Here is a 12577-nt window from a genome sequence, read left to right as displayed (position 1 = left end):
CCCGGAAACGCAAAACGCGCGGACATCCGCGCGTTTTTCGTCCGGGGAATGATTTATGAAAAATTATGCCGCCTGCTTGTGCATTGCGCCGGAAGCCGACGCCGTGCCGCGAATAGCCTTGACCGAACGCTCGATCGCCGCCCACAGCCTTCCGATTTCCTGAGCCGCACGGCTCTCGGCCTGGTACTCGCGCGCGCCTTCGCCGTGGCTCAGCGCCATCAACAAATCCGAACGATTGGTGATCTGACCGCCCCAGACCGGAGCGCGGAATTTCGCCAGTGCCTCGCGGGCGATGGTGACGATCGGGCTTTCGGACTCGTCGCGGCGCGCCGGCGCACCGTTGAGCACGACCGCGTAGGGCTTGCGCGCCGCGCGGCACATCTGGATGGTTTCCTGCACCGCGTTGACGTCGAACACGCCGGGACGCGCCGGGATCACCACCATGGTGGCGTTCTTGATCGCGTCGTCGACGACGGCCGACAGGTTCGGCGGCGTGTCGATCAACACCCATTCATAACCGTCGCGCTTGGCCGCGGAGACGATGCCGCTGACCGAGTTGACCGCTGCCTTGATCGGCGGCTCGTTGGTGCCGCGCAGCTTGTGCCACAGCGTCAGCGAGCCCTGCGGATCCGCGTCCACGAGCATCACCTGCTTGCTCGCCTTGATCTGCGCGGCGAGATGTGCGGCCAGGGTACTCTTGCCCGAGCCGCCTTTACGCGATGCAAAAACAATAACGTTCATACCCTTGGCCTCCAGATTGACCCCAGGCCGCGAAAATGAATCACCGCGCTGATTCGTGAAAGAAAAATTTGTCGGCAGTTGCGTTGCAGCCACGAAATAACAAGACGTGTTGGCTTTTGAGTCACACTGCTCCCCGCGACGAGAGACAAATTGCAACGAAACGCCTTTGACACGGGCATTCGTGCGTTTTTTGAGCAGCCGCGCGGGAAAATCCGGAATGCAACCTCGCCGCGCAAAACGTCGCGCATCTCTCTTCCATCACACGCGTTCGTAATTGTCGCAGCTGTCCGCGCAAGCTGCGCGAACAAAAGGAGTCCGGTGGCTGTCGCGTGGCTGATGCCGCGTCTGACTGAAGAGACCACCGTCGCGGCATACGCGCTGCGTATCAAAGTCCACACAACGGGCAGCGAAACGCAAATGCCCGGGGCGAGCCCGGGCATGACGAGGTTTCAGGGAAGAAACGCGGTGAGGCGCTCAGCCTTCGGTCTTTTTCTTCTTGCTCGCCTTCGGCGCCGGCTTGGTGCTCTTCTTCGCCGCGGTCGATGCACCCTTGGGCGCGATGTTGACCGGCTTGCCCGCGCGGGCCTCGCCGGGCTCGGGCCCCGGGCGGAAGAACACCTTGCACTGCGGCGAGAGCTGCGCCTTCTTCTGGATCATGCAGGCGGTGATGGCATCGACATTCGGCACGAACTCGCCGCACAGCCGCATCGCATCGGGCGTGCAGGCCTGCTGCTCCTCCGGGGTGTAGGCAAGGCCGGCGCGGGGCTGGATCAGCACGGCCAGGGCAACCCCGGCCATGACGACCAGAACGGACTTCCGAGAGTGCAACGCCGGCATCGATCCCCCCAAATTTCGAGTCGGGCGGAGTGTGGGTGAACGGCGGTTCGTTGGCAACGAGGCCGGAGGCGAAAGGTCGGACCTGTGCGGTCTCGGCAACAGGCGGCCCGCGGCAACAAAAACTGCGAAAACAACCCCATGCACAGTAGCCGGGGTCTTGATATGCCTTACGAAATCCAGCCAATGCGGATTTTACGAAATTGATTTGACCCGTCGGGCAAAACAGTGGCATGATGGCATCATCGAGAATTGCGTGGGCGGTCGGCTGAGATCCCCGTGAGGTTGAGGGGCGCATGGCCACCATATTGATCGTCGCGCCGGTGTTTGCCCTGATCGCGGCCGGCTATGCGGCGGTGCTGTTCCGCTTCGTCTCCGAGACCGCGCACAAGGGCATCTCCGAATTCGCCTTCAGCATCGCGATCCCGGCGCTGCTGTTCCGCACCATCGTCGTGTCGGAATTCCCCGACGTCAGCCCGTGGCGGATGTGGGGCAGCTATTACGGCGCACTCGCGATCACCTGGATCGCGGCGCTCACCCTGTCGGCATGCTTGCGCGAACGGCGCGAGGACCGCGAGGACGGCGTCGTGTTCGCGATCGGCTCGGTCTACGGCAACATCGTGATGCTCGGCATTCCGCTGGTGCTCTCGGCGCTGGGCAACGAGGCCGCCGGCCCGATGGCGCTGATCCTGTCGGTGAACACGCCGCTGCTCTGGCTCTGCGGCATCCTGCAGATGGAGCTGGTCAGCCGCAAAGGCAGCGGCTCGCCCCTGGTGGTGATCCGCCCCGTGCTCGCCGATCTCGCGCGCAATCCGCTGATGCTGGGGATCGGTTTTGGCGTGCTCTGGCGCTTTACGGGCCTCGGCCTCAACCCCGTGGCCGACAGAACGATCGAGCTGCTCGCGCAGGCGGGCTCGCCCGCCGCACTGATCGCGCTCGGCATCAACCTGTTCCGGTTCGAGGTCAGGGGCGAGAAGCTGAGCATCCTCGTGATGTGCGCGCTCAAGCTGATGGCGATGCCGGCAGCCGCGTTCGTGCTGACGAGGCTGCTCGGCCTGCCGCCGGTCGCGGCCGGCGTGATCGTGCTGTTCGCGGCGATGCCGACCGGCGCCAACGCGTACATCTTCGCGGTCCAGTACAAGCGGCTGGTGAACCCGGTGTCGGGCGCGGTGGCGCTGGGGACGCTGCTGGCGGCGCTGACGTTGCCGGTGGTGGTGGTGATCGTGGCGGGGGTGAGATAGGGCTCACGCGACCCGCCCGATCCGGACACTACTGAAATTTGTAGCTGAACCTCACGCGCGCAACGTCGGTCGTGAGCTGGTTGCGGATGGTGCAATTGGCTGCGGGCCTGCCCGTGCAGATTTGGCTGCCGTCGGGACGAATGATGGTCGCGTCGCCATCCTGATACATCGTATGCAGGAATTCGCCGCCGACAATCCAGTTCGAATCCAGCGCATATTCGACGCCCAACCCGACCACCCCGCCCCAGCGAACGCCGCTGCTGTTGGCCGTGACTCCCGTGGGGTTTCCAAACGTCGGGCTGCCAACGAAATTGTCGATTTCCGTCCCGGTCTGCCTGACATCGGCCCAGGCTGCACCACCCGTCACATAAGCCAGGACGTTGTCGACGGCGAGGCCCGCACGCGCCCGGATCGTGCCGCTGCTATTCGCCTTGAGACCCACCTTCAAGGCTCTGCTGTCATCACCGCCAAGTACGGAATCCTTGAAGCCGCCGTTGCCGCTGACGTCGGCTTCGATGCCGATCAGACCGCGACCGAACTGATAGTTGTAACCGACCTGCGCGCCGCCGGTGAAGAAGCCCCGCGTGGGGGTCGTGGAGGAGCAATAGAAGCAGGGATCGTCGAAATGGGATGACGCCATGCCGCCGCCGAGATTGCCGCCGACGTAGAAGCCGGTCCAGCTGTACACGACAGCCGCAGGCGCAGCCTTGAACCGGACCGCGCCGATATCGGCCGCCGAGCTCGCACCCGTGGCAGCCAGCAACAGAGCGATCGCCGCCGCGAAAGTGTTTCTCATCATCAATCTCCAGGTGAACGTGGTTGGCTGTGGTCGCGAGCGCCTGGATCTTCAACCCCGGATCCGAAGCGGCGACAGGAAGCCGAAAAATCGCGCCGCGCGCGTCGTGCGAATGCAGGAGGTTGTCGCGATTTGAAAGTGGCGTTGCAGAATTGACACGGGGTCTCTCGCCCGGCAGCACGCAGCGCCCGAAGCTCGAGCTTTCCGGACTGCTCCGGTCATTCGTTCGGGGGAGACGCTCGCGATTGTCGTGGATTGCAGCCGGCGTGATCGTGCTGTTCGCGATGATGCCGACCGGCGCGTATGCCACGTCATCGCGGTTCGGTATCAGCGCGCTTGTCTGAATCACGCTTCGCGCATGGAAGTGAAGGGTCGCATCCGCCTTTGCCGGATCATCGGATACGTTTTGACGGAGCGGCGCCGACGAGATGTGTGCTGCATCCCGCCGGCGCGCCGTGCCGTCAGAGCGCTGGACGCAGATCCCGGACGGTACTCACGCCTTCGAGCAGCGAGGCGACGTGGAGAATCGTCGACTCCGCCTGCCACTTGCCGACGATCTGGATGTTGATCGGCAGGCCTTCCTTGCTGGTGCCGAATCGCATCGCCACGCCGGGTAGTCCGGCGACGTTGAGCGGCACGGTCGCGCCTTGCAGGTAGGTGGCATCCACGGTCTGGCCGTCGATCGTGAACGCCTTGACGCCGTGCTTGTGCGCCGGGATCGGCAGCACATGCGTCACGAGAGCGTCGTAGCGCGAGAAGTAATCGGCATAGCCGTCGCGGATACGCTCGGCCGCCTGCTCGGCCTCGATGTAGTCTTTCATGGACGTATCGGGCAGCGAGAGCATGGTCTTCGCCATCTTGTAGAGATCGTCCCGGCTTCGGCCGGCGGTTGCTTCGGCGAAGGCCGGCTTCATCTCCATGACGTGGAGCTTGTTGAAGACGTCGAGGGCGAAATCGCGCTCCAGCGCGGGAATGCCGACCTCATCGACGGAGACGCCGACGCTCTTGAGTGACTCGGCCGCCGCCCGCACGGTTGCCGCGACTTCCGGATCGACCGGCCCCAGGCCGGGCCCGACCATCCAGCCCACACGAAGGGGAAGCAAGGACTGGCGGCCGATCCCCGCATCGAACGGAACGGTGCTGGTGGCAAAGGCGTCCTGGCCATCCGGCCCGACGAGTTGCGAGAAGGCGAGCGCGATGTCGCGAACCGAGCGGGCCATTGGCCCGACATGCCAGAAGCGGCGCGGAGCGCGCGGCCAGATGCCGGTCATCGGCACCCGTCCGTGTGTTGCCTTCATCGATGTGATGCCGGTCTGCGCAGCCGGGCCCCGCACCGAGATGGCAAGGTCCGTGCCGAGACCGATTGGCGACATGCCCGCCGCGATGGCCGCCGATTCACCGCCGCTCGAACCGCCCGGCGTGCGGGTCAAATCCCAGGGATTGCTGGTCGCCCCGGAGAGCAGATTGTCGCTCTCGATCCAGTAGGAAAATTCTGGAAGGTTCGTCTTCGCCAGCAGGATGCCGCCGGCCTGCTTCATGCGCGCGACGCTGGTCGCATCAATTTGGGGCGTGCGCCCCTTGAAGATCGGCGAGCCACGCTGAGTCGGGACGCCGGCGGTATCGATCGAATCCTTGACGGTGAAGGGAACGCCGTGAAGCGGGCCGAGTGCCTCACCCGAGAGGACATCGGCCTCGGCCGTCCTGGCTGCCTTGAGGGCATCGTCGGCCACGGTGACGATCGCGTTGATCTTCGGGTCCACCGCCGAGATGCGATCGAGGTGGGCCTGCACGATCTCGACCGGGGAGACCTGCCTGGTGCGGACCAGTTCGGCCAGCCTGGTTGCGTCGGAAAAGATAAGGTCGTTGCCCATGATGATCCTACCTAACACTTGGTAGGGTTGATTTAGAGCTTCCATCCCGATGCGTCAAGCCCTATCTAACGTATGGTAGGCTGAGGAGCAGATGGGCAAATGAGCACGAACGATGCGATTCTGGCGGCGGCCACACGCAGCGCGCAGGCGCATGGCTATGGCGGCATGAACTACCGGGATCTTGCCAAGGAAGTCGGCATCAAGGCTGCGAGCATCTACCACCACTTTCCCAGCAAGGCCGAGCTCGGCGCCGCCGTCGCGAAACGCTATTGGGAAAATACGGCGGCCGATCTGGAAGCCATGTTTGCGGAGACAGGCGATCCCATCAAAGCCCTGCGCAGATATCCCGAGATTTTTCGTCGCTCCCTCGAGCGGGGCAATCGGCTGTGCCTCGGCAGCTTCATGTCGGCGGAATATGACGACCTTCCGGAGCCTGTGAAGAAGGAGGTCCAGACCTTTGCCAACGTCAACGTGGCCTGGCTCAGGAAACTGCTCAACGCGGCCGGCGTCGTCGGTCCCGAGCAAAGCGAAGAGCGGGCGCGCGCCATCTTCGCGGCCGTCGCCGGCGCTCAGCTCATGGCAAGAAGTCGGGCCGACATCGCGCTCTTCGATGCGTTGATCAAGAGCTACAGGTCCGCCGGACTGCTGCCTGCGTGAGAAACTTTCGCTGGTCGCCCGCGCGTATCCTTGGCGCCAAGAGAGGCCAAGAGAGCAAGAGAGGCCAAGAGAGGCCGGCGTGACGCTGCCACGGTCGTGACGATGCTGCGTCCCGCTTCTTCCGGTCGCCCTCGCGCGATCAACGCAATCCGAGGAATGACAGAATTGCGCCCACCACGACGATGAGACCGACGATATAGATAATTCCGTTCATGTTATCCTCCTCAGCGTTGTCTGGCCCTGCTGCGACTACAAACACCCTGAGGGACGAAAAGGTCCTCCACATCGATTGCAGATCGATTGCCGATTTTTCCCGAAAGCAGGAACGAATGACCGCCCTGCTGCTTCTGAATCCGGGACTTGTCTGGAGGAAGAGGGATCGATGCGTGCCTGGCACCAGATTGCGAGTGCGACGACGACAATTGCATTTTCGATTTGCCTGTTCATCGCCTCGCAGATGTACGTGGCGTCCCGCCTGTCCGCCGCAGAACTCTCGACCTCGCACATCATGACGCTGCGAAACGTCGCGTATCGCATGCCGCGCGGTCATTGAGCCGAACCGGGCATGCCGCTTGCCATATCGTTGATCGTGGACGGCTATGTGCGCCTGGGGGATCGCGGGGCGCTGGAGACGCTGCGCGCCCATCGTGTCGAGCTGCTGGACTCGGCGAGAGTGATCGCCGACATGGACACCAGCCGGATGACGGCCTCCCTCACGGAAGAAATCGGGATCATCGAAGCCGGGTTGTCCCGACTGAGCGCTCAGCAGGAGCAGCAGGAACCCGCACCCGCGCCGCTCAAGCCGCCCAGTCCATAATCGCGTCAATGAACGTCCGGGCCTGGCGGATCGCATCCAGTCTCGTCGCACACACACCGACCGACACGGTTCGGCCCTTTCCGACGGTCCACTGCCAGCCGGACAAATAGCTCATTTCAACGATTGAGAATCTGACGCCGCGATGTTCCACGGAGGACCTCCGCTGACATGTTGCTGTGCAAGAAGACTACGCGAAATGATGAATGCGGTCTAGCGGCCGACGCGCCAGGCCATCTCCCAGAAGTCTGCCTCCAGGCGGGTGGCTTCCTTGAAGATCGCAATCAGCTCCGCCTCGCGGGCCGGCGTGGCGTAGAGATCGGCAAGATGCTCCATGTGCGCTTGCGCCTTGGCCGCGACCTCCTGGTACGGCGCGCCGGCATATTCGGCGATCCAGACGCGATAGGCGTTCGCTGTGGCGTCCGCGAGGGGGAGCGCGGCGAGCCGCGTTGCGATCTCCGCGTACCCGATCACGCAGGGAGCCAGCGCCACCTTGAGCGCCAAGAGATCGCCGCGCATTCCCGCATCCAGCACGTAGCGCGTATAGGCCAGCATCTCGGCCGCCGGAGGGGCCTGTTCGAGGTCAGCCGGTGACAGACCCCAATCGGCACAGAGTTTGACATGCAAGTCCATCTCGACATCAAGGATGGCCGAAAGGCCGCTAGCGGCTTCACGCATGTCGGCGAGTCTCGGCGACTTGTAGACCGCGAGCGCGTAGGCGCGAGCAAACTCGATGAGGAACAGGTAATCTTGAACGAGGTAATGACGAAACGCCGCTTCGGGGAGCGAGCCGTCCGCCAATCCGTTCGTGAAGGGATGTTCGGTGTAGGCCCGCCACTCAGCGGATGCTGCTGTCTTGAGACGGTTGAAGAAGGTCACGATGTTTTTGGCCGGGGTTGGTCAGTCATCCGCGCTCTACGGTAGAGAGCGCGCATGATCCTAACTCATTGACTTATCACATGGTCGAATGCAGTGCGTAGCTGACGTTAGCTACTAAATCGGCTTACGAATGAGTCCGCGCGCTGATTTTGCAGGCTTCTCAAAGGGGTGCCGGTATAGCGAACGTACAAGAAGTGCTTCCGCGCTCTCATGCATAGAGCGTGCAAGCAAGCGGGTCGTCATAAACCATTGAATTTGCTGTCATTCATTCTTGTCGCCAATCTTCGTTGCGTGTCAGCCGAACAATGCGGTCAATCTGGACGCATCGCTCGACTCCCACATCCGATTGAGGAAACATCATGCGGCATCCACAACGACTCGACATAAGGTTTCTTGGCACTCAAATCCGAGCCGAAGGCGTTCTTGGAATTCTTGGGGCGATCGTTATCATCGCAGTTGTTATATCAGTCTATTTTAGAACTTGAGCAACCAGATGACGAATACACTTTGTGAACTGATCGAGTCTTACCGCACCGATCGGCAATCTTCATTTCTCAAATTGAGCCACGGCGTGCGCGTTAAGCACGAACGTCTACTGTCGCAGATCACGCGTGAACACGGGGCTTGTTCTCTAAAGAAGATTCGTTCTCGTGATCTGTTAGCGTGGCATGAAGGCTGGCTTGGTAATGGCAAGATCGCCAAAGCTCATTCACTTATCAGTCGGCTACGTGTGATATTTCGCTTCGGCGCAGTTATTCTTGAAGACAAAGAATGCCGCCGACTGTCTGATGCGCTGAGTGAAATACAATTCGAAAGATCTACTCCACGCAGGACCGCATTGACACCTGAGCAGGCGGAACTGGTCCGAAGCAGCGCGCGCGAACATTTCGGCTGGTATTCTATTGCACTAGCGCAAGCCTTCCAATTTGAACTGCGACTGAACCAAAAGGCCGTCATAGGAGAATGGATACCTGCTGGCGATGCCAGCACGGGAGGCGTACGGCGCACAGTCGAAGAGCTTGAACAAAGCTGGCAGGGAGGTCTGCTTTGGTCCGATATAGATGAAGAAATCATCCTGCGTTCTGTCGATAGGCGCGGACGGGAGTACAGATTTGATTTGAAGGGCGCCCCGATGATCATGAAAGAGCTGGCCGCCTATGCCTATACCTCTGTGGACAGACTGACTCGGGCTAACCTTCCTGATCAGGGGCCGCTTGTTATATGCGACACAAATGGGTTGCCGTGGTCCCCGGTCGAATTCCGAAGAAAATGGCGTTTGGTTGCGACGCAAGCTGGAATTCCGAAGAACGTTATGAACATGGATAGCGGGAAAATCGCCCCGAGATTACGCTGACACTGCACAATTCATGTTGCCGGACGGCAGCGGGGGTACGCCCGCCAGATCGAAAACGGAGTTTCGTGCACTGTCACCGTAACTCCGGGTCGCTATTGTCTCGTTAAAGAGGTCGGGATGACGCGCTGGGAAGCTCTAGTTCGATTTGACGACGAAATCAGTGAAGCGGCGGCCAAGCTGCTTCCGTTTGGCCTCGTTTGGATCGACAGAATGGGTGAGGCATTTTTTGCGCTGAATGAAGATCGCAAATACCTCTCAAACATCGTTGCGGGCTTAGTCGAAGAAGCAACGCTCGTGGCGCGATACGAAGCACTACAGGCGCTAGAGGCCGAGCGAGCCGAGGCCACACAATGGGCCAAGGCCATTTCCCGATTTCCTGACGGTGAAGAGGTCAGCAAAGATGCGCTTGCTATTCTTATTGAGCTGCGTGCGCGCGGCTTCTTAATCTCCAATGACCGAGATGGCACTGTCCGTGTTGCTATGGACGGTCGTGGGACTTCGTATGTCCGCTCGAACGCCGATGTTGTCCGACTTGGTCAGATATTCATCCGAGAACCGCGATAGCGTCTCGGAACGCGCGCGAGCCACTGCGCCTCGGCATATCCGGCGGAGCGATCGCGACGCTATTTGATAGCTCCGTCCTTTCCCCTTCTGAAAACTAAGATAGAAAGCGCAACCTGTAGGGACGAGACTTTCTAGTCCGTGCTCCGGCGAACTGTCGCCTGAGGGTGTGGATATACTTGACGGCGAATGGCGATCGGAAGCCTGATCCGCGCCACGAGGCAGCTAGGCGACTCAGAAAACGACTTGAGTTATTGATTTCGCTGGTACAGTTGGATGGGCTCGAACCACCGACCTCCTGTTCCACAGACAGGCGCTCACCAACTGAGCTACAACTGCATTCTTGCGAGCCGCGCCCCCGAAAGCGGTTTGGCGGCCCGGTCCCCGAGGGGGCTGGACGGGGCTGACATCAAACCTAGCGGCGCGACGACTTTGCCGCCCCCCGCACGTCCGATGTCTTGACGAGCACTGCATCCGGCTCCTCGATCGTGCCATTCAAATATTTCGCGCGCGCCATCTGCTCGATCTTCGATCGGCTCCTGAGGAAAGCCTGCACCCTTCCCTCCTTGTCGAGGCCGTCGGCCCCGAAGTGATCGTCGAGCGCCTCCCGGCTGATCGCGCAGGCGACCTGCCGGCCAAGTGCTCGCCCTGCGAATGCAACGACGTCCCGGCTAACGTCGTAGCGCGGAGGGGCGCTATCGAACTCCAGATCGATGCCCGGAAGCAGAGACCGCACGGCACCGACCGTCCTCAGCGTCAGGTCACGGGTGACGCTCCCGATCTCTGACAGTGCTTCTTCCAGCAGTTGGCGCCATGTCGGGCCACGCTCGCGTGCTTCGTCCCAGGCTTCCTTCAAGTCGTGCGGTCTCAGCTCGGACAATGCCCGCAACAATGCCTCGGCCTGCTGAATGTCCTTGTCGCGTTTGGCCGCCCCCTCTCTCCGGCGCCTCGAAACGATGAGCTTGTGGATCGCAAACCTTGCCGGCGCCGGAACGTGAACGGATACGCCTGAAGCGTGCAGTATCACGGCCGGCTCGGGATCGTGGATCAGATAATCCAGGAAGCGAAGCGGCTGCGCGTCGGTTTGCAGAGCGGGCAGAGCCTGAGGCTCGCCCGTTTCCCGACCGGTGTTCGGCGTGAGGAAATCGACCCGCACGCCGCCTTTCGCCGCGTAGCTCGTCACACGCCGTCCATCAACGACGTGCGGTACTGCCCGGAAGGTCGCGTCGACCTCCTTCAAGACGTCGAGAACCGGAGGCGTGCTGTCTCCAACCGCGACGGAAGCATTCCTGAATTGGGCAATATCGATGTCGCCCGTTTGCAGAAGGGCGCCCGGAAGCCGCATGCTGAGCATCGCGGGGTAAGTCTGAAATGCGACGGTGCCGACCAGCACACCGCGGAGTCGAAATACGCCTGCGTTGGCCAGGGCGGCCAGAACGTTGCCGATGTCCGGAATGGGTCGCGGCAAACCAAAGGACCTGACGAGCGTCGATACGAGCGCGCGTCTTTCCTTGATGTCGTCACGAAGCTCCTTGTGACGCGCGATCCGGTCGAGCAGTTCCGGAGTTTCCGGGCCGACATATCTCTGGCTCCGATCGCCTGCGCCCGTTTGAAAGTACCAGTACTTTCGCTGCTTCACCGTCTTGGCGATGAACGAACCGTCTTCCGCGAACGCACCGTCAAACGCCGCATGGGTGCTTCGGTCCAGCAGTTCGGCGTAGGTGGTTTGCAGGACCAGCTTCGGAGGTGCCATGGCTTCCACCGTTAGTTATACTCATTTCGCAGATTGAGTATAACGGCCCTTCGCCTGCTTCCAAGCGGTTATACGCGGTTCGCGAAATGATGATAACGCGGCCGCCTGAGGTGGGGCGGGCACAAATCCGATCGGAGATGTCTGCTTAAGTCTTTGCGATCATTGGTACAGTTGGGTGGGCTCGAACCACCGACCTCCTGTTCCACAGACAGGCGCTCTAACCAACTGAGCTACAACTGCATCCTTGCGAGCCGCCGCGGGGCGCCTGGACAGGCCGGTACCGAGGGGGCTGGACGGGGCGGAAACTAGGTGCAACGGGCGTTTTTGGCAAGGCCGCAAAACCCGATAATCGCCCCTCTAACCAACGTTATTTCCAGAACAAAACCCGGGCACTGGGCCCGGGTTTCTTAATCATGTCAGACCCAATCCGCTCAGGCGGCTGGGTAGAACTTCGCAGCAGAGGCCTTGATCGGCTCGGCGGCGGCGGTGGCCGCGCGCTGGGCGATCTCGGCGAGCTCCTTGGCCTGGGCCTGGAAGGTCTCGAGCTGTGTCTTGGAATGGCCGGTCCACAGCGCGAACGCGTCCTGCGGCGACTTCACGCTGAACAGCTGCTGGGTGAATTCGAGCTGGGCGGTGGTGTTCGCCTTCATGAATTCCATCACCTTGGCGGCGTACTCGCTCGCGCCCTTGTGGGCGGTGGTGAACACGGCTTCGACCGTGCCGTTATGGGTCTCGGCCGCGTCCTTGAACTTGGCGTAGCTTTCGCGGGCCTGCGAAACGCCCTTTTCGGCGAACGCACGCATCTGCTCCGGAACCTCGAACGGAATGACGGAGGCAGAGAATGGATCAGTCGCACCTGTCATGGTTGTCCCTCACGATATCTGAAAAATGGAGTGAGCCTTCTGGCGCGCCCGCCGGCCCCGATCTGGGCCTTCAAATTCAGCGGTGCGATGGCCGGATACGCGAAACGAAATGGCTCGCCCAACGCCCGGTAGTATTACTGCCTAACATGTCAACATTGTGCGGCGCAACGCGATCCAGGGGGTGCGGCGCAAAATTTAATCTCGGAGGGTGAG

General features: G+C 61.4%; 13 protein-coding genes and 2 tRNA genes. 6 read left to right on the top strand and 9 right to left on the bottom strand.

The window, feature by feature from the left end:
- Positions 1 to 63: 63 nt before the first annotated feature.
- On the bottom strand, positions 64 to 741 hold the full coding sequence (locus PMI42_RS15965) for an AAA family ATPase (RefSeq protein WP_008135848.1): 678 nt from the start codon (positions 739 to 741) through the stop codon (positions 64 to 66).
- A gap of 474 nt (positions 742 to 1215) precedes the next feature.
- Positions 1216 to 1578 carry a hypothetical protein gene (locus PMI42_RS15960; protein WP_008135847.1) on the bottom strand — a complete coding sequence of 121 codons (363 nt, stop codon included), beginning with the start codon at positions 1576 to 1578 and terminating at the stop codon, positions 1216 to 1218.
- Positions 1579 to 1871: 293 nt separating this feature from the next.
- Between PMI42_RS15960 and PMI42_RS15955 the strand changes: the two genes are divergently transcribed.
- Complete coding sequence (locus tag PMI42_RS15955; protein WP_008135846.1) at positions 1872 to 2816, top strand: AEC family transporter; 945 nt, start codon at positions 1872 to 1874, stop codon at positions 2814 to 2816.
- Between the two features lie 28 nt (positions 2817 to 2844).
- On the opposite strand, the gene PMI42_RS15950 is transcribed toward PMI42_RS15955, so the two are convergent.
- Complete coding sequence (locus tag PMI42_RS15950) at positions 2845 to 3615, bottom strand: outer membrane protein (RefSeq protein ID WP_035965811.1); 771 nt, start codon at positions 3613 to 3615, stop codon at positions 2845 to 2847.
- Between the two features lie 458 nt (positions 3616 to 4073).
- Entirely contained in the window at positions 4074 to 5483 is a 1410-nt protein-coding gene (locus PMI42_RS15945) for an amidase (RefSeq protein WP_008135844.1), read from the bottom strand.
- Between the two features lie 99 nt (positions 5484 to 5582).
- On the opposite strand from PMI42_RS15945, the gene PMI42_RS15940 reads away from it, so the two are divergent.
- The 3 genes from PMI42_RS15940 (at position 5583) to PMI42_RS15935 (ending at position 6957) form a co-directional block, all read left to right on the top strand.
- Complete coding sequence (locus PMI42_RS15940; protein WP_008135842.1) at positions 5583 to 6140, top strand: TetR/AcrR family transcriptional regulator; 558 nt, start codon at positions 5583 to 5585, stop codon at positions 6138 to 6140.
- 382 nt (positions 6141 to 6522) lie between these two features.
- Complete coding sequence (locus PMI42_RS39195; protein ID WP_008135841.1) at positions 6523 to 6693, top strand: hypothetical protein; 171 nt, start codon at positions 6523 to 6525, stop codon at positions 6691 to 6693.
- Between the two features lie 12 nt (positions 6694 to 6705).
- Positions 6706 to 6957 (top strand): hypothetical protein, encoded by a 252-nt coding sequence (locus PMI42_RS15935; RefSeq protein WP_008135839.1) that lies wholly within the window; start codon positions 6706 to 6708, stop codon positions 6955 to 6957.
- 210 nt (positions 6958 to 7167) lie between these two features.
- On the opposite strand, the gene tenA is transcribed toward PMI42_RS15935, so the two are convergent.
- On the bottom strand, positions 7168 to 7833 hold the full coding sequence (gene tenA, locus PMI42_RS15930) for a thiaminase II (protein ID WP_008135836.1): 666 nt from the start codon (positions 7831 to 7833) through the stop codon (positions 7168 to 7170).
- 493 nt (positions 7834 to 8326) lie between these two features.
- Between tenA and PMI42_RS37990 the strand changes: the two genes are divergently transcribed.
- Together PMI42_RS37990 and PMI42_RS15925 are read left to right on the top strand one after the other, a co-directional pair.
- Complete coding sequence (locus PMI42_RS37990) at positions 8327 to 9187, top strand: site-specific integrase (protein WP_008135835.1); 861 nt, start codon at positions 8327 to 8329, stop codon at positions 9185 to 9187.
- A 117-nt stretch (positions 9188 to 9304) separates the two neighbouring features.
- Complete coding sequence (locus PMI42_RS15925) at positions 9305 to 9751, top strand: hypothetical protein (RefSeq protein ID WP_035965808.1); 447 nt, start codon at positions 9305 to 9307, stop codon at positions 9749 to 9751.
- Between the two features lie 261 nt (positions 9752 to 10012).
- On the opposite strand, the gene PMI42_RS15920 is transcribed toward PMI42_RS15925, so the two are convergent.
- The 4 genes from PMI42_RS15920 to PMI42_RS15905 all read right to left on the bottom strand — a co-directional run bounded on the left by PMI42_RS15920 (position 10013) and on the right by PMI42_RS15905 (position 12364).
- A tRNA-His gene (locus tag PMI42_RS15920) sits at positions 10013 to 10087 on the bottom strand.
- A 76-nt stretch (positions 10088 to 10163) separates the two neighbouring features.
- The gene (locus tag PMI42_RS15915; RefSeq protein WP_008135834.1) at positions 10164 to 11501 is read right to left on the bottom strand and encodes a GSU2403 family nucleotidyltransferase fold protein; all 1338 of its coding nucleotides are present in this window, start codon (positions 11499 to 11501) and stop codon (positions 10164 to 10166) included.
- Positions 11502 to 11664: 163 nt separating this feature from the next.
- Positions 11665 to 11741, bottom strand: a tRNA-His gene (locus tag PMI42_RS15910).
- Between the two features lie 191 nt (positions 11742 to 11932).
- Positions 11933 to 12364: a phasin gene (locus PMI42_RS15905; protein WP_008135832.1), complete on the bottom strand. Its 432-nt coding sequence runs from the start codon at positions 12362 to 12364 to the stop codon at positions 11933 to 11935.
- Positions 12365 to 12577 lie beyond the last annotated feature (213 nt).

The sequence above is a fragment of the Bradyrhizobium sp. YR681 genome (genome assembly GCF_000282615.1).
In the GTDB taxonomy this organism is placed as follows: Bacteria; Pseudomonadota; Alphaproteobacteria; order Rhizobiales; family Xanthobacteraceae; genus Bradyrhizobium.
This window is presented reverse-complemented; position numbering and strand designations above follow the sequence as displayed.